Source organism: Aquiflexum sp., from assembly GCF_041749095.1.
Lineage (GTDB): Bacteria > Bacteroidota > Bacteroidia > Cytophagales > Cyclobacteriaceae > Aquiflexum.
Window position 1 is genome coordinate 1 of the sequence record NZ_JBGTCA010000367.1, and the last position, 22,665, is coordinate 22,665.

At 40.8% G+C, this 22,665-nt stretch carries 18 protein-coding genes; 15 read left to right on the forward strand and 3 right to left on the reverse strand.

The features are described 5' to 3' along the window. Positions 1–63 precede the first annotated feature (63 nt). The 3 genes from ACEW8O_RS16665 to mnmD all read left to right on the forward strand — a co-directional run bounded on the left by ACEW8O_RS16665 (position 64) and on the right by mnmD (position 2,731). Positions 64–1,299, forward strand: a complete 1,236-nt coding sequence (locus tag ACEW8O_RS16665; protein ID WP_373495756.1) for a M16 family metallopeptidase — start codon at positions 64–66, stop codon at positions 1,297–1,299. 246 nt (positions 1,300–1,545) lie between these two features. Next, on the forward strand, positions 1,546–2,028 hold the full coding sequence (ispF, locus tag ACEW8O_RS16670) for a 2-C-methyl-D-erythritol 2,4-cyclodiphosphate synthase (RefSeq protein ID WP_373495757.1): 483 nt from the start codon (positions 1,546–1,548) through the stop codon (positions 2,026–2,028). A gap of 1 nt (position 2,029) precedes the next feature. After that, positions 2,030–2,731 (forward strand): tRNA (5-methylaminomethyl-2-thiouridine)(34)-methyltransferase MnmD, encoded by a 702-nt coding sequence (gene mnmD / locus ACEW8O_RS16675; RefSeq protein ID WP_373495758.1) that lies wholly within the window; start codon positions 2,030–2,032, stop codon positions 2,729–2,731. Positions 2,732–3,040: 309 nt separating this feature from the next. On the opposite strand, the gene ACEW8O_RS16680 is transcribed toward mnmD, so the two are convergent. Continuing rightward, entirely contained in the window at positions 3,041–4,030 is a 990-nt protein-coding gene (locus tag ACEW8O_RS16680; RefSeq protein WP_373495759.1) for a D-alanine--D-alanine ligase, read from the reverse strand. Positions 4,031–4,153: 123 nt separating this feature from the next. Between ACEW8O_RS16680 and ACEW8O_RS16685 the strand changes: the two genes are divergently transcribed. The 9 genes from ACEW8O_RS16685 to ACEW8O_RS16725 all read left to right on the forward strand — a co-directional run bounded on the left by ACEW8O_RS16685 (position 4,154) and on the right by ACEW8O_RS16725 (position 17,693). Next, the gene (locus tag ACEW8O_RS16685; RefSeq protein WP_373495760.1) at positions 4,154–5,266 is read left to right on the forward strand and encodes a metallophosphoesterase; all 1,113 of its coding nucleotides are present in this window, start codon (positions 4,154–4,156) and stop codon (positions 5,264–5,266) included. A gap of 63 nt (positions 5,267–5,329) precedes the next feature. Beyond that, complete coding sequence (locus ACEW8O_RS16690; protein ID WP_373495761.1) at positions 5,330–6,415, forward strand: metallophosphoesterase; 1,086 nt, start codon at positions 5,330–5,332, stop codon at positions 6,413–6,415. A 74-nt stretch (positions 6,416–6,489) separates the two neighbouring features. Beyond that, the gene (locus ACEW8O_RS16695) at positions 6,490–6,966 is read left to right on the forward strand and encodes a hypothetical protein (protein ID WP_373495762.1); all 477 of its coding nucleotides are present in this window, start codon (positions 6,490–6,492) and stop codon (positions 6,964–6,966) included. A gap of 360 nt (positions 6,967–7,326) precedes the next feature. Continuing rightward, on the forward strand, positions 7,327–9,507 hold the full coding sequence (locus ACEW8O_RS16700) for a S9 family peptidase (RefSeq protein ID WP_373495763.1): 2,181 nt from the start codon (positions 7,327–7,329) through the stop codon (positions 9,505–9,507). A 319-nt stretch (positions 9,508–9,826) separates the two neighbouring features. Continuing rightward, positions 9,827–10,636, forward strand: a complete 810-nt coding sequence (locus ACEW8O_RS16705; RefSeq protein WP_373495791.1) for an alpha/beta fold hydrolase — start codon at positions 9,827–9,829, stop codon at positions 10,634–10,636. Between the two features lie 2 nt (positions 10,637–10,638). Beyond that, positions 10,639–11,721: an efflux RND transporter periplasmic adaptor subunit gene (locus tag ACEW8O_RS16710; protein ID WP_373495764.1), complete on the forward strand. Its 1,083-nt coding sequence runs from the start codon at positions 10,639–10,641 to the stop codon at positions 11,719–11,721. 2 nt (positions 11,722–11,723) lie between these two features. Further along, the gene (locus ACEW8O_RS16715; protein WP_373495765.1) at positions 11,724–14,786 is read left to right on the forward strand and encodes an efflux RND transporter permease subunit; all 3,063 of its coding nucleotides are present in this window, start codon (positions 11,724–11,726) and stop codon (positions 14,784–14,786) included. Further along, positions 14,786–16,135, forward strand: coding sequence for a TolC family protein (locus ACEW8O_RS16720; RefSeq protein WP_373495766.1), 1,350 nt, complete (start codon positions 14,786–14,788; stop codon positions 16,133–16,135). Before ACEW8O_RS16715 ends, ACEW8O_RS16720 begins: the two co-directional genes overlap by 1 nt. Before the next feature lie 157 nt (positions 16,136–16,292). Beyond that, entirely contained in the window at positions 16,293–17,693 is a 1,401-nt protein-coding gene (locus ACEW8O_RS16725; protein ID WP_373495767.1) for a transglycosylase SLT domain-containing protein, read from the forward strand. Positions 17,694–18,408: 715 nt separating this feature from the next. Here the strand turns inward: ACEW8O_RS16725 and ACEW8O_RS16730 are convergent. Beyond that, a complete protein-coding gene (locus ACEW8O_RS16730; protein WP_373495768.1) occupies positions 18,409–19,122 on the reverse strand; it encodes an SAM-dependent methyltransferase in 714 nt (237 codons plus the stop codon). Between the two features lie 339 nt (positions 19,123–19,461). Here ACEW8O_RS16730 and ACEW8O_RS16735 point away from each other — a divergent pair, with 339 nt between their 5' ends. The 3 genes from ACEW8O_RS16735 to ACEW8O_RS16745 all read left to right on the forward strand — a co-directional run bounded on the left by ACEW8O_RS16735 (position 19,462) and on the right by ACEW8O_RS16745 (position 21,620). Further along, positions 19,462–20,811 carry an amidohydrolase family protein gene (locus ACEW8O_RS16735; protein ID WP_373495769.1) on the forward strand — a complete coding sequence of 450 codons (1,350 nt, stop codon included), beginning with the start codon at positions 19,462–19,464 and terminating at the stop codon, positions 20,809–20,811. A gap of 255 nt (positions 20,812–21,066) precedes the next feature. Beyond that, a complete protein-coding gene (locus ACEW8O_RS16740; protein WP_373495770.1) occupies positions 21,067–21,300 on the forward strand; it encodes a hypothetical protein in 234 nt (77 codons plus the stop codon). Between the two features lie 8 nt (positions 21,301–21,308). After that, a complete protein-coding gene (locus ACEW8O_RS16745; RefSeq protein WP_373495771.1) occupies positions 21,309–21,620 on the forward strand; it encodes a type II toxin-antitoxin system RelE/ParE family toxin in 312 nt (103 codons plus the stop codon). Positions 21,621–21,722: 102 nt separating this feature from the next. Here ACEW8O_RS16745 and ACEW8O_RS16750 read toward each other — a convergent pair whose 3' ends face one another. Continuing rightward, positions 21,723–22,484 (reverse strand): alpha/beta fold hydrolase, encoded by a 762-nt coding sequence (locus tag ACEW8O_RS16750; RefSeq protein ID WP_373495772.1) that lies wholly within the window; start codon positions 22,482–22,484, stop codon positions 21,723–21,725. Between the last annotated feature and the right edge of the window lie 181 nt (positions 22,485–22,665).

Genomic DNA, 22,665 nt, shown 5'->3' on the forward strand with positions numbered 1-22,665 from the left:
TCATTTCCTGAAACAATTTCGGTCAGATTTGCTTTAATTTCTTAGCTTTGCCCAAAATTTTCGATGATCAATTACCAAAAATTTGTACTGGATAACGGCCTGCAGGTACTGGTCCATGAAGACCATGGCACCAAGATAGCCGTATTGAATATCCTGTATAAAGTGGGATCCAGAAACGAAATCAAAGGCAAAACCGGATTGGCCCACTATTTTGAACATTTGATGTTCGGCAGTTCCAAGAATGTACCTGTTTTTGACACTGCCCTGGAAAAAGTCGGGGGTTCCTGTAATGCCTTTACCAATACCGACATCACCAACTTCTATATCACCCTTCCCGCTGCCAATATTGAAACTGCATTTTGGCTAGAATCAGACCGAATGTTGCAGCTCAATCTCAGCGAAAAAACCATCGAGACCCAAAGGAAGGTGGTCATTGAAGAATTCAAGCAGCGCTACCTCAACCAACCCTATGGCGATGTACATCATCATATCAGGAAGCTTGCCTTCGACAGCCATCCTTATCAATGGCCGACCATTGGCGCAAACTTAGAAGACATCATCAACTACAAAAGGGAAGATGTAGAAGAATTCTATTTTACCCATTACCGTCCCGACAATGCGGTCATGGTGGTAGCAGGAGACGTCACCTTGGAACAGGTCAAGCAGTTGGCAGAAAAATGGTTTGGAGATATCCCATCAGGACAAATGCCAAAAAAAACCATCAATCAGGAATTGCCCCAAGCAAGCAAAAAAACAGCTACCGTGCAGGCTGATGTTCCTACGGATGCACTTTACAAGGTGTATCATATGCCTGCCAAATTGCAGGACGGGTACTTGGAATCTGATCTGATCACGGATATAATCGGTTTTGGCCGTTCCTCCATTCTGGAACAGCAATTGGTGAAAAACGGCAATATCTTTGCCTCCATTGGGGCTTATATCTACGGTACTGTTGATCCGGGGCTGATGGTATTTTCCGGAAAAATGGAAAAAGGGCAGACTGCCGAAAATGCGGAAAAAGCCTTGGATGAAGTAATCGATGGTTTTCTGAAATCAAGTATTTCCAATGAAACCCTTACCAAAGTCAAAAATCAGGCTGAGGCCATGAAAACCTATGAGTCGGTACAACTCCTCAACCGGGCAATGAGTTTGGCTTATTATGCCCATTTAGGTGATGCGGATTTCTATCAAACTGAATACGAAAAGAAAACCCAAATCCCTGCAGATCAAATAATCGATTGGGCCAAGAATATATTGAGGGAGGATAATTCTTCGGTATTGTATTATAAGGGGAATTGAGTTTTATTGTACGAAGTACAATGTACAATGAACCAAGTATGGGTTATTAGAAAAATTAGAGAATAGGTAATAAAGTTTAGTCTCTTGTTTCCCCGATATACATCGGACAGGCTATGAGTCTTGTTTCTTGGCTCCCCGATAAAAGCATCGGGACAGGCTTTGTTTCTTGGCTCTCGCTTCTCGTTTCTCGGTTCTCGCTTCTCGGCTCTAATATCTAAAATCTACCCTCTAAAATCTAAATTCAAAATGTTAAACTTCAGAATAGGTTTCGGTTACGATGTTCATCAGCTTCAGCAAGGGTATGATTTCTGGCTGGGAGGGATTAAGTTGGAGCATGAAAAAGGGGCAGTCGGGCATTCGGATGCAGATGTGCTGATCCATGTGATCTGTGACGCTTTGCTGGGTGCAGCTAATTTAAGAGATATCGGCTATCATTTTTCGGATAAAGATCCGAAGTATAAAGGAATAGACAGCAAAATTCTGCTGAAAGAGGTGATGGGTCTCATCAGGAATGAGGGATACGAGGTTGGAAATATTGACACCACGGTTTGCCTGCAATTACCAAAAGTCAATCCGCATATCGTGGCCATGAAAAAATGCCTTTCTGAGGTCATGGAAGTTGAGGAAAGAAACATATCAATCAAGGCGACAACTACAGAAAACCTTGGTTTTGTAGGCAGGGAAGAAGGTGTTTCTGCCTATTGTGTGGCTTTAATCTATACCAAATAAAATGTCAAGAGAAGTTAAGATCATTACCACAGAAGACGGTTCACATTCCCTGTTTGTGCCCGAATTGAACGAAAGCTATCACTCTTTTCATGGAGCCTACCGCGAATCCATCCATGTATTTATGCTGTATGGTCTGGAGACCTGGCATATGCGCAATCCTGAAACATATCCAATCCGGATTTTTGAAGTGGGATTTGGAACAGGATTGAATGCTTGGCTTACTTTGGTATGGGCAGAGCAGTATAAAGTACCTGTATTGTACCATACCATTGAGCCATTCCCATTGGAAAAAGAGATATACTCCAAGCTCAATTATACTGAGGTAGATACGAGCATTTACCATTATGCCTCATACTTCAACAGGTTGCATACCGCTCCCTGGAATGAAGGGGCCGTGGTATCTGAATACTTTAATATGAAAAAGGACCGCATCACCTTAGAGGATGCTGTCCTCTATCCTACTGATGTTGTCTTTTTTGATGCATTTGCTCCCAACAAGCAGCCCGAACTATGGACCAAAGAAATGCTCGCCAAAGTCACCGATACCATGAACCCCGGAGCAATTTTTACAACTTATTGTGCCAAAGGGCAATTGAAGCGGGATTTGAAAGACCTCGGCCTGGAAGTAGAAACCCTCCCCGGCCCTCCGGGTAAGAAGGAGATGGTGAGGGGGGTGAAGGGAAGGATAAAGGATGAGGGATGAAGGATGAAGGTAGATTTTAGAATTTAGATTTTAGAATTGGCTTTGTGAATGAAAGTTGAGCACATGAGTTAGAAGTAGGGTGCCTCCATATATATGAGCTTTCGTAAGTCTATAGGCCTTATTTTTTCTGATTCTTAGCTCTCCCTCGCAACCCAATCTGGGGCGGTCAGTGATTCTTAATTCTAAAATCTCGCCTCTCGCATCTCGCCTCTCGCCTCTCTTTTCTTGGTTCTTGTCTCTTGGCTTTTGCCTCTTGGCTCTTGGCTCTAAAATCTCGCCTCTCGTCTCTCGTCTCTCGTCTCTCGCTTCTCACCCCTCAAACATCTCCTCAATCAACTCATTATAAAAATCCCTGACTTCCATGCCGATGGCCTTGACTTGTTGGGAAATCAGGCTTGTTTCGGTTTGGCCGGGTACGGTGTTGATTTCTATGAAATAAAACTTATCAGTATCATATTCCAGAAAATAATCAATCCGCACCGCCCCTTTGCAATTTAGCTTGGTATAAACTTTTTTGATAATCCGGTTGACCCTTTCCACTTCCTCTTCGCTCATCCTACCAGGGGTAATTTCCTCCGTTACACCCGGAGAATATTTCGCCTCAAAATCAAAAAACTCCTTGCTGCTGACAATCTCCGTGGCGGGTAAAACGGTGGTTTTGCCTTTGGTATGATATACCCCAATGGAAAATTCCCTACCCGCGACAAATTCCTCTACCAATACCTGACTGTCTTCGGCAAAGGCCTTATCCAATGCTTCCTGTAATTCTTTGGGCACTTTCACCTTGGTCATGCCAATGCTGCTACCGCCGTTATTTGGTTTGATAAACAAGGGCATGCGAAGTTCTTTTAAAATCTTTACCGTATTTTCTTCCGAGTTTTTAAATAGCTGAATAGATCTTGCTACAAACAACTGAGGGATATCCTGGACTATGGCTTTGGTATATCCCTTATTCATAGTGATCGAAGAAGTCAATGCATCACAGGTTGTATAGGGAATCCCCAAGAGATCAAAATATCCGGCCAACTTCCCATCTTCTCCCGGGGAGCCGTGCAATATATTGAAAACTCCATCGAAAGTAATTTTTTGGCTATTTAAGGTAATGGAAAAGTCGTTTAGGTCAACAGGGATTTTTTCTCCTGTGGCGGATTCATGGTACCAATTATGCGGGTATATCAGAATTTTATAAATATCATATCTTTCAGTATCAATGGTTTTTTCTACTACAGCAGCGCTTTTCAGCGAAACCACCGACTCCCCGGTATAGCCTCCGGTAACAATAGCTATCTTCTTCTTCATAGGACGTAAAAGTAAAAAAAACCCGTCTTGATTTTCATCGTATCAAATAAAGTTTCACAAAAAAAAAATCAACATAAAAAGCCATGTCCGATAAGCATGGCCATTTTTTGTTTTGAAATTATTGTGAAAAGAATCTATATTCACGGGATGACCAAATCCTTATTATTAAAGAATTTAATAGTAGCGCTGTTATTATTCTTTTATTCAAAAAGTAGTTTTGCCCAAAACCCACCCATTTCTACTGGACCCTATATATTTTTGAACGAAGACCGATTACAGGCAAAATGGGTTGACAACGGGAAATTAAAAAGTCTGGAAATTTTAAAACCCGAATATATTGAAAGCGAATTTGGCCTCGATTTGGATCCTGTGTCGATAAAAAAGAAAATGCAGCAGGCTCCTGATTTTTATCAAGATTATAAAGGGGTCAATGACTTAGTAATCATATCTGATATCCATGGTCAATATGACCTGATGGTCGAACTGTTACGGAGTCATAGCGTCATAGACGAAAATCTGAACTGGAGTTTTGGAACTGGGCATTTGGTCATCAATGGTGATATCCTGGGCAGAGGTGACAAAGTGACTGAAGCTTTGTGGCTGGCATACACTCTTGAAGATCAGGCCATAGCAGCAGGTGGAAGACTTCACTATTTACTGGGCAACCATGAACTGATGTTGTTGGAAAATGATTTACGCTACCTCAACCGAAAATATATCCGTGCCGCAAGACTTATGAAAATGTCAGTCAAAAAAATGCACAACGAACAATCTGTGCTGGGCAACTGGCTACGGAAAAGACCTGTTGTGATTACCATTGATAGCCTTCTGATCACCCATGCCGGTATTTCTCCGGATTTTGTGGGCCGGCAATTGACTGTTCATGATGTTAATCAGATGTTTTATGAGAATATTCTGAATACTTCCAAAAACAGCCCTAACCGGGCAAAGGACATTTTATTTTTGACCAGCCCCAAGGGTCCGATGTGGTACCGTGGATATTTTGGCGAGGAAGATCTCGATGAAAAAGACCTGGACGATATCTTGGATTATTTTGGTTCAAAGCGGGTCATAGTTGGACATACTTCTGTGGATATGATCACCCCTCTTTTTGGAGGAAGGGTTTTGGCAGTGGATTCCAGTATCAAAAACGGCAGAACAGGGGAAATACTGATTATTCAGAACGGTGAACTCTTTCGGGGTTCTATCAATGGCATTAAATACAAATTCCCCTGATACCATACCTGTAAGCATCAATTTCAATTTTTAATGAATTCTTTCTATATTGAATGAATTCTTATGATCAGAAACTCTAAAAATTTCCTTTTTATCTTTTTGTTTTCGGCAATTTCATCTAGTGGAATTGCCCAAGATTCCAATTCAAAGATTTCCGAAGGTCCCTATATATTTTGGCAGGACGGGGGTTTCCATGCCAAGTGGGTAGAAAACGGGGAGTTGAAGGTGGAAAACAACATCAATGCGGACTTTCCTGAAAAAGTATTGGGATTGGGTGTAGATACTGAACTGTTCAGAAGTAACCTGGTAAGCAGGCCGGGGACAGCACAGAAATTTAAGAAAGTTTCAAACATTGTTGTGATTGCCGATATCCATGGACAATATGATCTAATGGTAGAATTATTGAAAACCCATGGCGTCATCGACGACAACCTGGACTGGGATTTTGGCAAAGGCCACTTAGTCATCAATGGGGATATTATGGACCGGGGTGATAAAGTGACCGAGATATTATGGCTTGCTTACAAACTGGAACATCAAGCCATGAAAGCTAAGGGAAGGGTACATTTTTTGGCGGGTAACCATGAACTGATGGTGGCACGGGATGACCTGAGATATCTAAATGACAAATATGTAAAGGCGGCTGAAATCATGGGGATTACCATTGGTGAAATGTATGGATTCAATTCCATTCTGGGCCATTGGATACGACAACGACCTGCCATTGTAACCGTAAATGATTTGCTTTTTGTCCATGCAGGTATTTCACCCGAGCTGATCCAAAGAAACTTAAATGCAAAAAAAGTCAATAAAATATTCTTTGAAAACATATTGGGCCCTTATCCGCCTAAAGAAAAAAAGGTAGAAGAATTTTGGTTTTTGATGGAGTCCAATGGCCCGGTATGGTATCGTGGATATTTCAATGAGGGAGAAGTCAGCGATTCAGATGTAGATGAAATTTTAGCGTATTTCAAATCAAAACATATCATAGTAGGACATACCTCCTTTGAGACTGTCAGCAGCCATTTTGGTGGAAAAGTAATCGGGGTAGATTCAAGTATCAAAAACGGTGAGGATGGTGAGGTGCTTATTGTGGAAAATGGAACTATATATCGGGGACTTAAGGATGGAAAGAAAATAAATTTTTAGGATAGGTTTTTAAACTAAAACTTTTGAAGTTAAAGTTCCGTACTCAAAAACATAAACTATCCGCTGGACTCACTATGAAAAATCCAAGTCTTTATTCAATTGCCTGCTTATTTTTATTCTTTTCAGCCTGTCAGGAAAAGGAAGAACTTTTCTCTCCCAATTTGATTGGAACTTGGGAAATAGCTAATTGGAATGAAAGTTTTGAAAGGGAATCGGTTGTAAGTTTTGTCTTCAAAAGCGATGGAACATATACTTACCAGTGGACAGATAGGCTGTCAATAGAAGATGAAAATATAGGCTACCAACTTTTGCATAAAGGCTTTTTCAGCTCATCAGGAGATCAATTGTCTTTGATGCCTCGAGAAATATTCTATCCCCCTATTCAAAATAATGGACCGCCATTTGGCCCTAAAGAAGAATTGGTAAAAGCGGATTTTTCATCTACTCAGGTGGATAGGATGCAATTCCGTATTTCAGAAGATGGTCAGGAACTTTTGATTTATGCTGATGATCCTCAAGCATTAGATATGCTTTACACTAAAGTGGAGTAAATCAAGGCCGAAGTGGAGTGAACCAAGGCCGAAGTGAGTGTCTCCACTCACTTCCTAAAGTCTAAATTCCAAGTTAAGTTTGTTGGTTCGTAATGACCAGAATGAATCCGCACTAATCCAACATCCCTTCCTGTCGGCAGGCAGGGGTCATCCGACTTAGGACTCTAAGAGATTGCCACGTCGCACGAAGAGTTTCTGGTCAAACAAGAAATTTGAAGTGCTCCCTACCAAAATCGGCAGGCAGGCTCGCAATGACGTCAACTTCGGACTTCGGACACCCAACTTCCAACTATAAAATAACAATTTCTCCTTCCTGCTATTTTTCATACTTTTGGCCACTTTAAAAAATTCTTGAATTCTATGAGGAACATTAAATCCAATCTGCTTCTGTTCATACTTCTACTTGGAAGCATATCAGTTGTAGCCCAGCAAAAAAAGAAAGTCAGTCTTGAAGATGTCTTCAAATCCAACACATTTTCCCAAAAGTCAGTTAATGGGATCAATTGGATGAAGGATGGACAGTATTACAGTTCTTTACAAAGAGGATTGACCGGGCCTAAGGTTGTCAAGATCAATGTTGCCACAGGAGAAGAAGCAGAAGTCCTGATAGATGGAGGAGCTTTGGGAATCAATTTTTCCAGCTATGCTTTCAACCCGGATGAGACCAAAGCCTTGGTTGCCTCTGAAGTTGAAAGTATTTACAGGAGATCCAGCAAAGGAGTTTTTCATGTGATAGACCTTCAGTCCGGTACATCCCAAAAACTGATGGACGGGGAAAAAATCATGTATGCCACCCTCTCCCCTGACAATAACAAAGTGGCCTTTGTCAAAGACAATAACTTATATATGGCCGAGCTTGCCAGCAGTCAGGTGACCCAAATCACCACAGATGGAAAATGGAACCATATTATCAACGGTGCAGCGGATTGGGTGTATGAAGAGGAGTTTTCTATGTCCAAAGCTTTTGAATGGTCACCTGATGGAAAAAGAATAGCTTTTATCCGATTTGACGAATCTGAAGTTCCGGAATTCAACATGCAGACTTGGGGTAAACTGTATCCTGAAGATTACCGATTCAAATATCCCAAAGCAGGTGAAAAAAATGCTGAGGTCAGCATCCATATCTATGACCTCATCAATAAAAAAACCGTTGCTGTGGACTCAGGCGCTGAGAAGGACATTTACCTCCCCAGGATATATTGGACAGGCGAGGCCAATACGTTGGCATTCTTAAGATTGAACAGACTGCAAAATCAATTGGATCTGCTGTACACCAATGCGCAGACTGGAGAAACCAATCTTATCCTACAGGAAAAATCCGAAACCTATGTGGACTTGAACTACAATGATGACCTACGATTTTTGAAAGGAAATAAGGGATTTATCCGCACCTCCGAACAAGACGGTTTTAAGCACATTTACCACTATGACAATCAGGGAAAATTGATCAGACAGGTTACTAAAGGTGATTGGGAAGTAAGTCAGTTGGTGGGATTGGATGAAAAATCCAAAAAAATCTATTATATCTCTACGGAAGTTTCGCCTTTGGAAAGAAACCTATACGTGATCAATATGGATGGAAAAGGCAAAAAACTCCTTACCCCGGAAAAAGGAACCTATACCATCAACATGAGCAAGGACTTCAAATACTATATTGCCAACTTCTCCAATACTATCAGTCCGCTGAAAGTGACACTCAATGAATCCTCCGGCAAACTGGTCAAAGTACTGGAAGACAATCAGAAATTGAAATCCACAATCGAAAATTTTGCAATCTCTCCAAAGGAGTTTTTCAGCTTCAATACAGTGGATGGCACTTCTCTGAATGCCTATATGATCAAACCAACAGACTTTGATGAAAACAAAAAATACCCTGTGCTGATGTATGTTTATGGCGGTCCCGGTTCCCAAAATGTCACCAATTCATGGGGCGGCACCAGGGATTTTTGGCACCATCACCTGGCATCCGAGGGGTATATTGTGGTATGTGTTGACAACAGGGGAACCGATGCAAAAGGGCGTGACTTTAAGCATGTAACCTATGCCAATCTGGGCAAAATCGAAACAGATGATCAGATTGCCGGGGCAAAGCACTTGAGTACCCTACCCTATGTGGACAAATCAAGAATCGGAATCTGGGGCTGGTCTTATGGGGGGTATATGTCCTCTTTGGCTTTGATGATAGGCAATGATGTATTTAAGGCAGCCATCGCAGTGGCACCGGTAACCACTTGGAGATATTATGACACCATCTATACAGAAAGGTATTTACAGACACCACAGTTGAATGCCGCAGGCTATGATGACAACAGCCCAATCACTCATGTCAACAAACTTAAGGGGGACTTATTGTTGATTCATGGAACAGGTGATGACAATGTTCACTTTCAAAATTCAGTGGATTTGGTGGATGCATTGGTCAAGGCAGACAAGCAGTTTGAAACCATGTATTATCCAAACAGAAACCATGGCATTTCAGGGGGAAACACCTCTTGGCATTTATATTCGTTGATGACGGATTTTATTAAGAGGAAGCTTTGAGGGAAGGATCATAAAGGATGAGGGGTGAAGGATGAAGGGAGGGGATTTTAGAAGGAAGATTTTAGATTTTAGATTCTCAGTCGGCTTTCGGCTCGGCTCTAACTTCTCTTGTCTCTTGGCTCTTGGTTCTTGTTTCTATCATCTCGCATCTCGCATCTCGTCTCTCGCTTCTCGCCTCTTTTCATGAAATGACCATTAATAGACCTCAAACACCTCCTGTATTTATTTCATTTTAAAGCAGAACGAAAGCACTTAGCTTTCGGTTGAATAACTATCTGTACCTATCCTTGGTTATAAGCGAGAACAAATGAAAAAAGGCATGTTGTTTTATAAAACATACAAGCACTCCTCAAGTAAGGAATGGGTGGTATTTATTCACGGAGCCGGTGGTTCGTCCGTGGTTTGGCACAAGCAAATTCGGGACTTCAGACAGGAATTCAACTTGTTGTTGATAGACCTTAGGGGCCATGGGAAATCGGCTAGCTCCATCAAAAATATATGGAAGGAGGAATATACCTTTCCTGCGGTAACCAAAGACATCATAGAGGTATTGGACCATCTTGAGATTCCTCCGGCTCATTTTATGGGAGTATCTTTGGGAACTATCCTTGCCAGACAATTGGCCGAAATGGAACCTCAACGTGTGAATTCTCTGGTGATGACCGGGGCAATTACCCGACTCAATATCACTTCGAGGGTTTTGGTTTATTTGGGCAATGCTTTTAAAAGTATTATACCCTATATGTGGCTGTACAGTCTTTTTGCATGGATTATCATGCCACGCAGGCATCATGTAGAATCCCGAAATCTATTTATCCGGGAAGCCCAGCGTCTCTGCCAAAAGGAGTTCATACGATGGTTTAAAATGACCAAAGACATCAACCCCGTACTGAGATATTTCAAAGAAAAAGACTTGACCATTCCTACATTATATATCATGGGTGAAGAAGACATCATGTTTTTGGAACCTGTAAAAAAAATTGTCAAGGAGCATAAACTTTCGCTTCTGAAAATTGTCAAAGCATGTGGCCATGTGGTCAATGTTGAACAACCCGAAAAATTTAACCAACTTTCACTGGAATTTCTTAGAAATCTAAACCAACCGCTTCAAAATTCATTTGCGCACTAAGAATGAAAAATCCGACTAAAATAATTTTGATCTTTGTAATCCTGGCAGTGATTGCAATTATTTTTATTTACCCCAGAAGGGCTGAAATATTTGGATCAAAAAATGAACCTGCCGCAGTCAGTGGCTCTGCACAAGGGGCACAGGTCCTACCTGTGAATGTTGTAGAAATAAGTCCTCAAAAGCTGGAAAACAACCTTAACATAACTGGAACTGTCCTACCCAATGAGATGGTATCCCTTAGATCTGAAATTTCAGGACTTGTACAAAGAATAGCTTTTAAAGAGGGGCAATTTGTAAAAAAAGGAACTCCCCTGGTATATTTAAATGATGACGAACTCAGTGCCCAATACCAAAAACTTGAGTTTACCAAAAAACTCTTTGAGAGTCAGGAAAACCGCCAAAAGCAATTGCTCGCTAAAGAAGCAATAAGTCAGGAAGAATATGATATTGTACTCAACCAATTCAATACCAACCTTTCTGATTTAAGATTGGTGGAAGCACAGTTGAGCAAGACAGTTATCCGTGCTCCGTTTGACGGAGTTCTTGGATTGAGACAAATTTCAGAAGGTAGTGTCATAGGAACCAATGATGTGATAGTCAGTATCATCAACATCGATCCCATCAAAATCGAATTTTCCATTCCTGAAAGATATGCAAATCAGGTCAAGTTGAATTCCAAAATATTTTTCTCTACCGACGCAGGAGGAAAAGAAGCGGAAGGAGTGGTATATGCTTATGAACCGAATATTGATGCCAATACAAGAACCCTGAAATTGAGGGCACAAAGTCCGAATAAAGACAAAATGTTTCTTCCCGGCATGTTTGTCCGGATAAAGTATATTTTGGGAATTGAAGAAAATGCGCTTTTGGTACCTGCAGAATCTGTAATCCCTGAGCTTAGCGGATACAAAGTTTTTGTGGTCAATAGTGACAATAAAGTGGAAGAAAGACAAATTTCAATAGGAACCCGAACCGATACAAGTGTTCAGATAGTGGACGGTTTGAAAGAAGGTGACCTTGTTTTGACCACAGGTGTTTTGCAAGTAAGGTCAGGAATGACTGTCAAATACGATAAAATCAACTGATTATGTCCAGTTTATCAACCATCAGTATCAGAAGGCCAGTATTGGCTATCGTAATGTCTTTGACCATTTTACTTTTCGGTATTATCGGAATCAGTTTTCTTGGTATCAGAGAATTCCCGAGTGTTGATCCGCCAATCATCAATGTCAGGACGAATTATGTCGGTGCTAATGCTGATGTCATAGAAGCGCAGATTACAGAACCCCTGGAGGAAGCCATTAATGGTATTTCAGGAATCAAGTCCCTTACTTCCATCAGCAATGACGGGGCAAGTAGTATTACCGTAGAATTTGATGTAGGAGCGGATTTGGAAGCAGCCGCCAATGATGTTAGAGACAAGGTTTCTGGTGCGCAGCGAAATCTTCCACCAGACACAGAACCTCCCGTGGTATCCAAGGCGGATGCAGATTCCCAACCAATAGTCTTTTTGAATGTACAAAGTGACAGGCGAACACTTTTGGAGCTATCAGACATTGCCAATAACATTTTCAAAGAAAGGTTGCAGACGATTCCTGGCGTCAGTAGGGTGCAGATTTGGGGTGAAAAACAATATGCCATCAGATTGAGGATGGATCCGTTGAGGATGGCGTCCTATGGTGTCACCCCTTTGGATGTGCTCAATAAAGTTCAAAGTGAAAATGTTGAACTTCCCTCAGGAAGGATTGAAGGCGCTGCCATTGAACTTTCAGTAAGGACTAAAAGTAGGTTAAGTTCTCCCCAGGAATTCAATAACCTGATTATTAAAGAGGACCAAAACAATATTGTAAAATTTCAGGATGTTGGGAAGGCGGAATTGGCTGCCTTAAATGAAAGGACAGTTCTTAAAAGAGATGGAATTCCGATGGTAGGTGTAGTATTGGTTCCGCTACCAGGTTCCAACAACATCGAAATATTGGATGAGTTTTATCGAAGATTGGAGTTTATCAAAAAAGATCTTCCTGATGATGTTCTATTGGATATTGGTTTTGATTCTACCAAGTATATCAGGAATTCCATCAATGAAGTACAACAAACAATTTTTGTGGCTTTCATACTGGTAGTTACCATCATATTCTTATTCTTGAGAGATTGGCGGACGACCTTCATTCCGGTACTTACCATTCCAATTTCTTTGATCGGGGTATTTTTTATAATGTACCTCATGGACTTCTCCATCAATGTTCTGACACTTTTGGGAATTGTGCTTTCAATAGGTCTGGTAGTGGATGATGCCATTGTTGTATTGGAAAATATATACACTAGGATTGAAAAGGGAGAAAATCCTGATATCGCTGCTGAGAAAGGAGCTGAGGAGATTTTCTTTGCCGTCATTGCCACAACTGTAGCCTTGGCAGCTGTTTTTCTTCCTGTCATATTCCTGACGGGGACTACAGGAAGGCTTTTCAGGGAGTTTGGTATTGTTGTCGCGGGGGCGGTGATTATATCTTCTTTTGTAGCATTGACCATGACCCCGATGTTAAGTTCCAAGCTTTTGAAGAAAAGGGAAAAACAAAATTGGCTATACACCAAAACGGAACCATTTTTTGTTTGGCTGAACCTTAAATTCAATAGTGCCTTATATTCTTTTATGAAAGTCAGGTGGATTTCTTTTGTACTCATTATTATCATGGGTTTTGGGATCTATCAATTGGTAAAAGTAATTCCGACAGAACTTGCCCCCACAGAGGACCGGGGAGAAATGAGAGTCAACCTTGCAGGACCCGAAGGTGCCACCTTTGATTATATGGATAAGGTAATAGATGAAATGACCGTTGAATTCATGGACAAGATTCCGGAAGCGGAAAGGGAAGGTATCATTACCGTTACCTCTCCGGGTTTTGGAACAGCAAGTACCAATTCAGGTTTTCTCAGGGTCATTTTAAAAGATGCATCTGAACGTGAAAGAACCCAACAGGAGATTTATGAACAGGTAACTGGAATTTTGACCGGATTTACTGCAGTAAGGGCTTTTGCGACACAACCACAGTCAATAGGAGACCGAAGAGGAGGTTTGCCGGTACAATATGTAATTCAGGCGCCAACTTTGGATAAACTCAAAGAAGTCATCCCGGAATTTATGGAAAAAGTGGGCCAAAGCCCTATTTTCAGCTTTTCTGATATCAACCTCAAATTCACCAAGCCGGAAATAGAAGTCGAAATCGATAGGGCAAAAGCGCAAAATATTGGCGTGTCTGTTCAGGAAATCGCAAGAACCCTCCAGCTGTCCTACTCCGGGCAGAGATTTGCTTATTTTATCATGAATGGAAAACAATACCAGGTCGTCGGAGAAATGCAGATTCAGGACCGAAATGAACCTGTGAATCTGAGGATGCTTTATGTAAGAGCAAATAATGGTGAATTGGTACAATTGGACAATTTGGTCACCATCAATGAAAAAAGCACCCCGCCACAGCTATATAGGTTCAATAGGTTTGTCAGTGCCACAGTATCTGCAGGATTGGTTCCGGGATATACGATTGGTACAGGATTGGAAGAAATGGACAGAATCGCTTCTGAAGTATTGGATGAAACATACAGTACTGATGTGGCCGGTCTTTCAAAAGAATTCCGTGAAAGCTCCAATAGTCTGGTTTTTGCTTTCATATTTGCCCTGATCCTGATTTATTTGGTCCTATCAGCGCAGTTCGAGAGCTTTTTGGATCCATTGACCATCATGTTTACAGTTCCTTTGGCACTGTTTGGAGCCTTATTCTCCTTGTGGATATTCGATTTCACATTAAGTATATTCAGTCAGATAGGCATCATTATGCTCATAGGACTGGTAACAAAAAACGGCATCTTGATAGTCGAATTTGCAAATCAGAGAAAAGCTCAGGGAATGCCTATCGATGAGGCTATCTTAGGTGCTGCAGGAGCTAGGTTCAGACCTATCCTGATGACAAGTTTATCCACTATATTAGGCATTCTGCCTATTGCGCTTGCGCTAGGCGCAGGTGCAGAAAGCCGGGTGCCCATGGGAGTTGCTGTGATAGGAGGTCTTGCATTTGCCACCATATTGACACTATTTATCATCCCGGCAGTTTACACTTACTTAACTTCTAAAAAAGGAAGATTAGCCAGAGTCTAATGAGAAAACTACTTTTAACTTTCGTCCTGACCGGACTAGCCTTTATCACGCTTCATGCCCAAGGGACTGAAGAACTCGACCTTGAAAAAGCCGTCCTAATCGGATTGGAACGTAATTATGGGTTGAAAATAGCAGCTAATAATGTGGTATTGGCTGAAAGAGATATTAAAATAGGAGTAGGTAGCTTCTTTATGCCCACCGTTACCGGAAACTTTCTGAACAGTTTCAATAGAGAAGATGTAAGCCAAATATTCCAGAACAATCCCAAAGAGATTATCAATATCCCCGGTGCAACCACTGAAAATGAAAATTACTCTGTGGTTGGATTCTATGGTTTCAGACCTGAAACCATTTATTCAATCCGTATCCTCGGCAAATTGGCTGAAATTACAGATCTGGAAGCCAAAGTGATGGTTGAGAACACCGTTGCTGCGATTTCCTCAGCCTATTACAGATTGGTATTGGAACTTCAAAGGTACAATGTATTGAAAACCACTTTGGATCTTTCCCAATCAAGGTTGGACATCGCTAAAGCACGATATGAACTCGGAGGTGCCGGTAGAAGGGATTTTCTGACCGCACAGGTAGATTACAATGCCGATCTTTCCCTTCTGGTAAACCAGGAACTTATCATCAAAAATTCCAAAATCAACCTCAATGAGTTACTTGCATTGACACCGGATCGGGAATTTGCAGTAAAGGATACTATCATAGTGGACAAAAACCTGCTCTTGGAGGAGTTACTTGAAAATGCGTATTTAAACAACAAACAATTTTTGGTGACTCAAAGACAGGAGAATGTTGCTTTTTTGGCCTTGAGAGAAACACAGGCTCAAAGACTGCCCCAATTAAACCTGAATGGTGCTTACAATCAAAATACTTTTACTTCCCAAGCCGGTTTTCTTTTGCTAAACCAAAGAACAGGCTTTAATTATGGGTTGACTGCATCGGTGAATCTGTTCAGTGGATTAACCCTTAATAGGCGAATCCAAAATGCAAGGGTTGAGAAATTAAGTGCGGAATATGCCGTACAGGACCTGGAGATCCAAATGGTATCTGATATTCAACGCGCCTATAACACCTACAATACCAATCTCCGGTTATTGGATATTGAATATTCGAATTACAAGACAGCCATAGAGAATGCGGATATTGCTTTGGAACGGTTTAAGTTGGGGATTTCTGATTACCTGCAGTTCAGGGATGCCCAGGTCAATCTATTGACTGCCGAAAACCGGTTGCTTTCTGCACTGTATAATATCAAAGAAATGGAGATTGAATTGATGAGGCTTTCAGGCAGAATATACTTTCATGACGGTCATCACAAATTTCAGTTGGGATTACAATAAAAATTTATTTGATTAAAAAGCCTTGATACATCGTTGTAAAGGCGGTTTTTTACTTTTTTATACATAAAAATGCATTTCATAACCATAAAAGTTTGGTATATAATTTGCTTTGTTCGATATTTGCACAGAACAAAGCCGCTGAGGTGGCATTTATTGGATGAAAAAAACAGTCGTCAGCATACTATTTTTATTGACATTTTCCATTTTTGGATTTCAATGTTCATTTTTAGAAAGGACAGAAGAACCCGTGGATTATTGGGAAAATCCGGCACAACTTGACCTGGATGAAATTGTCAAAAGAGGGTTTATCCGGGCTATAGTGGACAACTCCTCCACCAGTTATTACATATACAGGGGAAGGAGAATGGGGTATGAATTCGAGATGTTGCGCAATCTGGCTACGGCCCTTGGAGTCCGCTTACACCTCATTGTCAAATCAGATATTGAGGAAGCATTTTACCTTTTGAACCAGGGAAGGGCAGATATCATTGCCATGAACCTGGCCATCAGTGAAGAAAGGAAAAATTTCGCGGCCTTTACAGCACCACTGGGCAGCATTGGGACAGTTCTTGTCCAAAGAAAAAAATCAGATCCTGTTCAAAATCTTTCAGACCTAGAGGACAAAATCATCCACATCCAAAAAGACGCCATTTTCAAATCCCAACTTTGTTCCCTTCAACAGAATTTGGGGATTTCATTGACCATCATCGAGGAAAAGGGACCCAGCGATCATTTTATCAATAGAGTGGTTAAGGAAGAAATCGAATATACAGTAGTAGATAAAGTAATTGCCTTGGTCAATTCCACCTATTATGATGGACTTGACATTGACTTGGAAATCAGTCCAAAAGAAGATGTGGCCTGGGCAATCAGAAAAAATGCCCCTCAGTTGGAAAAAGCTGTGAATGACTGGATCCGAAGCAAAGACAAAACAGGCTATATAAAAACCTTGTACGCAAAATATTTCCAGAATACCAAGAATAGTTATTTCAGGACCAACAGTCCATTTTCTTCATTGGCTGGCAATAGTATTTCTCCCTTTGACAATATGATCAAAAGAGGGGCTGATGAACTGGGATGGGATTGGAGAATGCTTGCTTCACTTATTTACAAAGAGTCACGGTTTGACACGTCGGCCACCTCCTATGCCGGTGCCACAGGGCTTCTGCAACTTATGCCCGTGACCTTGGAAAGATTTGGTGTAGAAAATCCCAATGACCCAATGGAGAGTCTGATGGGCGGGGTAAATTACCTTAAATACCTGGATAAATTCTGGAGAGAAAGGGTTCCTGAGAGCAATGAAAGAATAAAATTCATCCTTGCTTCCTACAATATTGGTCATGGACATGTCCTTGATGCATATAACCTGACCATGAAATACAAGAAAAATTCACAAAACTGGTCAAATGTAGCCCAGTTCCTAAAATTGAAAACCAATCCTGAATACTACCGCGATCCGGTGTCCAAAAGCGGCTATGCCAAAGGGCACCTTGCAGTCAGCTATGTAGATGACATCATGATTCTTTATGATTCGTACAGGGTGTTGATAGAGCCGTAGAATTTTTTTTTGGAGCAGCCGTCACTCATCCTTCGTCAGAGTCACGGCTGCTCCAAAAAAAAAAAGTGTTTTTCGTAAAATTTTAAAAACAATCCCTCAAGAGATCACTTATGCTTACCAATGACATACTACATTATTTGGCTGCTGGCATAATTCTGGATTATCACCTAGGGAATTTTAATTGAACCACGAAAGAAACAAAAGGGAACAAAAGACTATATCAACAAAGGTGACATTCAGTAACTTTTGTGTTCTTTTGTCACTTTTGTGTTTCCATCATTTTTTTGTTTAAACACTAAAGCAAGCCAATTCAACTACCAATGACGTATCAGGGTCTCTCGAGGATCAGGAAATGTATAATAAACATAAATAGAACCTCAGGAGATTCCTCGTACCTACCAATGACAGATTTTGAAATTGATGGTTTAGAACTATAAATAGCATTCAATTCTTTAAAGGACTTTGCCTTGTCACCTCGATCCCGATAGCTATCGTGGAGAGAGGTCTGCAGCCCGATTTGATGTCATTACCTTTTCTGAACATTTTAATAATGTTGGGGACTCGGAATGACGCCTGCCTGCCTTTGGTAGGGCTAGCCTTGATCATTACCATTTTCTTCTTTCTTTCCCTCTTCCTGTTTCTTGGTTCTTGTCTCTAATTTCTAAAATCTCGTCTCTCGGTTCTCGCTTCTCGGCTCTATTTCTCCCTTCATCCTTTACTTGGGCACATATAATATAAACACCACCGGTATTTTATGCAGGTCCAGCTTGGTTTTTCTCCAATCCACGATGGTCTTTGTCTGAATAAATTCATCTGAACCGGTGAGGTTTTTAGCGATACACAATTTAGTGTGGGGTGAAAGTGTGGATTTTAAATCCTCAAAAAGATGGTTGTTCCTAAATGGGGTTTCCATAAAAATCTGGGTTTTGTTATGCCTGGCCGATTCTCCCTCCAATTGCTTGATGGCATTGATCCGGTCCTTTTTATCGATAGGCAGGTAACCATGGAAGGCAAAAGACTGGCCATTAAATCCCGAACCCATTAATGCCAAAAACATGGAGCTTGGACCAGTTAAGGGAACTACCTGAATCCGTTTTTCATGAGCAAAAGCTACAGCAGCCGAACCGGGGTCTGCAATACCCGGACAGCCTGCTTCGGACATGACACCCACATCCACTCCCGAAAACAATGGCTGCATGATCCTTTCCAGTTCAGCGGGTTTTGTTTTTTTATCCAGTATCTCAAATTGTAAGTCTTCAATAACAAGACCCAATCTTAAGCTACTGATATACCTCCGCGCTGTCCGCACATTTTCGACCAAGTAATACTGCGTGCTCTTTACGATCTCCCTTATTTCAGGACTGATGACTTTTTCAGCGGTATTTTCTGCCAATACAGTTGGGATAAGGTATAATTTTCCTAATTTCATTTGAATAAAACTATTACAGTAAGTGATGGAGTTCAACAAAAACCTGGTATTCAGGTTAGGAGTGAAACATCGTTAAATTGGAAGAAATATTAACATTCTGATTTTATCATCAAGCAAATTTCCGAAAGATATGAAATATGTAACCTTAGCCAGCCTTATGTTTGGACTCTTTTGTTCTACTATCACGGCCCAAGAGCAGTCTGAATTTGAAAATTTCTCCTTCGCAGACTGGATTTATTTATAGTTTTTGATGATTGGGTTCATTCTCTATTTTCCAAAAAACTATATTTAGGGTACCCCATAAATTAATTGATATTGAAACCCCATCCTTCTAACAATATGATGCACAAAGAAAAATTCAGAATCATCCTGCTCATCTTATTAATCTTCTCTTTGTCTTTTAAACTTCAGGCCCAAAACATAAAAGCCCTGGTTGGAGGCACCTTAATCGATGGATTTGGAGGTCCGCCCCTGAGAAATTCTGTGATCATCATCGAAAATGAAAGGATAAAGGAAATCGGGCAGGTGGGAACTTTGCAGGTCCCACAAGGTGCAGAAGTTATTTCAACCGAGGGGATGTCTGTAATGCCGGGCCTTTGGGATATGCACGTACACCTGATGATCAATGGGCACAGTAATTATACCCATTGGGACAGTACTTATATTGGCATTTTTGAATCTGTGATTATGCCCTCTTCCGCACATCAACTCCTACTTGCAGGAGTCACAAGCGCCAGAGATTTAGGAGCTCCTTTACAAGCAAGCATTAATGTACGCGACAAAATCAACAGGGGCGAAATTCCCGGTCCTACCATTTATGTTTCCGGACCATTTATCCAAAAAGCGCCCTATCCGGGAACAGAGGAATTCAGGTGGGGAATCAATGGTCCTCAGGATGCAAGGGCAAAAGTCAAAAAACTAATAGATGGCGGAGTAGATGTCATCAAATTGATCGATCATGATGAAATGACTTTTGAGGAGGCCAAAGCTGTAGTGGACGAAGCGCACAAATATGGTAAACCTGTCATTGCACATTCCCATAGACCCGATGAAATCAGAATCGGGATGAAAATAGGCGTAGATTGCTTTGAACATACCGGACTTTCATCCGCACCGGAATACCCGGAGGATATCATTGACCTCATTAAAGAACGTACTGCAAAAATGAACATGGGTCCCCTATTCTGGACTCCAACAGTGGAAGGGCTATACAATTACGAATACATGCGCAACAATCCGGAAAAACTGGATGATCCATCTTGGCATTTGGGTTTGCCTGATTCGGTCATCAGGGATATCAGGGCTTCCCTAAGATTTCCTGGAAGGATGCCCTACTTTCAACTTACTCCGGTAAGGAAACCTACTTTGGAAAGAAAAATCAACCAACTCAAGGATGCCGGGGTAGTCCTGATGATAGGTACAGACAGTGGCATTCCCATGAAATTCCACAGCCAAAGTACCTGGAATGAATTGGATGTTTGGGTCAATGAATTTGGTTTTGATCCTATGCTGACCATCAAGGCAGCTACTTATTGGCCTGCCGTCTCTATGAGAGTCGAAAACGATTATGGCACAGTTAGCGAAGGAAAATATGCAGATATCATCGCAGTCAGGGGAGATGTACTTCGGTATATCAGTTTACTCCAAAATGTCGATATGGTGATCAAGCATGGGAAGAGAGTGAAGTGATGGCAACAGAACAGGGAATTGTTGACTTGCCAAACCTCAGGTTCCGGCCGGAGTGAGACATAAGACATAAGAATCAAGAGCCAAGAATCAAGAAATGAGAGACGAGAGACGAGAATCGAGAGGAATTTCCTTCATCCTTCATGAATTGCGTCCTGGTTTACCTGGAAGATTACATAAGATCCCTTTTTCTCAGGGCTTTAGCCAAATAAATTCATTTTACTGAATTTTATGTAAATTTGGTAAAAGTTAATTCCAATGAATATCGAAACCAGAAAAATCAAATTTGTTCAGGAGTTTTTAAAACTTCAAAACGAGAAGTCAATTTCAAAACTTGAAAAGTTATTGAATAGAGAAAAAGAGGAATTGAACGAAATTTCTCATTCTCCATTTGAACAAGAAGGACTAAATAATAGGATTGATCAATCTGAACTGGAATTTAAAAACGGCAGGTTTAAAAGCAGTGATGAACTTTTGGAAAAATATCAATAAATGAATAGATGAAAGTCATTTGGTCGGAATTTGCAGAAAACCAGCTGGACGAAATTTTTGATTATTACGCTAAAGAATCAAGTTTAAGTATTGCTGCCAAGCATATCCGTCAGATTATTAAAGTCCCGAACAAATTGAAAAGGACACCATTCATTGGTCAAGTTGAGGAATTTTTAAAGGAAAGACCAATAATCTACCGGTATTTGGTATTCAAAAACTACAAAATCATCTATTCAGTTGACGAGAAAAACAAGTTGATTAAAATTGCTGATGTTTTTGATACAAGACAAAACCCGTCAAAAATCAAAAGGTCAAAGTAAAAAATCTATCTGGAGAAATGCAATACTGCTTTAGCTGGACGATTATATAAGACCTTTTTATTAGGACTTTAGCCAACCCCAAAGGGTGCAAAGATTTTACGCTTACTTCAAAAATGCCCTGACCGTTTCCACTACCGCAGCAGGTTGCTCAGCATGAAGCCAATGACCGGCATTTTTGATGAAAATGACGTGACTGTTCGGGAACAAAACAGCAATTTCTTTTTTATCTTCATCGGTGATATAATCGGAATTTTCACCGCCCATAAAGAGGGTAGGTTTTTCAAAGGTCTTGTCTGAAGCAACTTCCTCCCCTACATTATCGATTTTTTCTGTGATCACCGGAAGGTTTATTTTCCACATAAAACCACCTGAATCATTCCTTCCGAGACTTTTGAGCAGAAATTGGCGGATACCGGGTTCTTTGATGTGTTCTGAAAGAATGTCATCCGCATCTTTCCTTGATTTGAGATCATCGATGGGAATGGCATTCAACCCTTCCAGAATACTTTTATGGTGTACAGGATAATACCTTGGTGCAATATCAACCACAATCAATTTCCTGACTTTATCAGGATATTTGAAAGCAAATTTTATGGCAGTCTTACCACCCAGGGAATGTCCCATCAGGTGAGCGGATTCAATCTCCTCATTATCCATCAGTTCATTAATATCTTCAGCCATCACCTCATAATTCCAATCTTCACTTTGGGGAGAATCACCATGGTTTCTTTGATCTATCAGATAAAGTGTATAATCTTTTTCCAGTTCCTTGGCTATACTGAACCAATTATCAGCAGACCCAAACAGACCATGTAAAATAATCAGTGGTTCTCCGCTACCGGATTTTTTAAAATTGAGTTTCATAGCTTTTTTTTCTGGGATAATTATGAGTTATATAATTCAAACTTAAAGACAACTTTGATTGACGGGAGACGGGAGACCTGAAATATTGCTACCTGATGTTCTATACCTGAATCGAATTCAAGAAAATTTCAAATTCCAATTGAATTTACTTCTAATTTTAGATATTACGATTCTTCTTCTG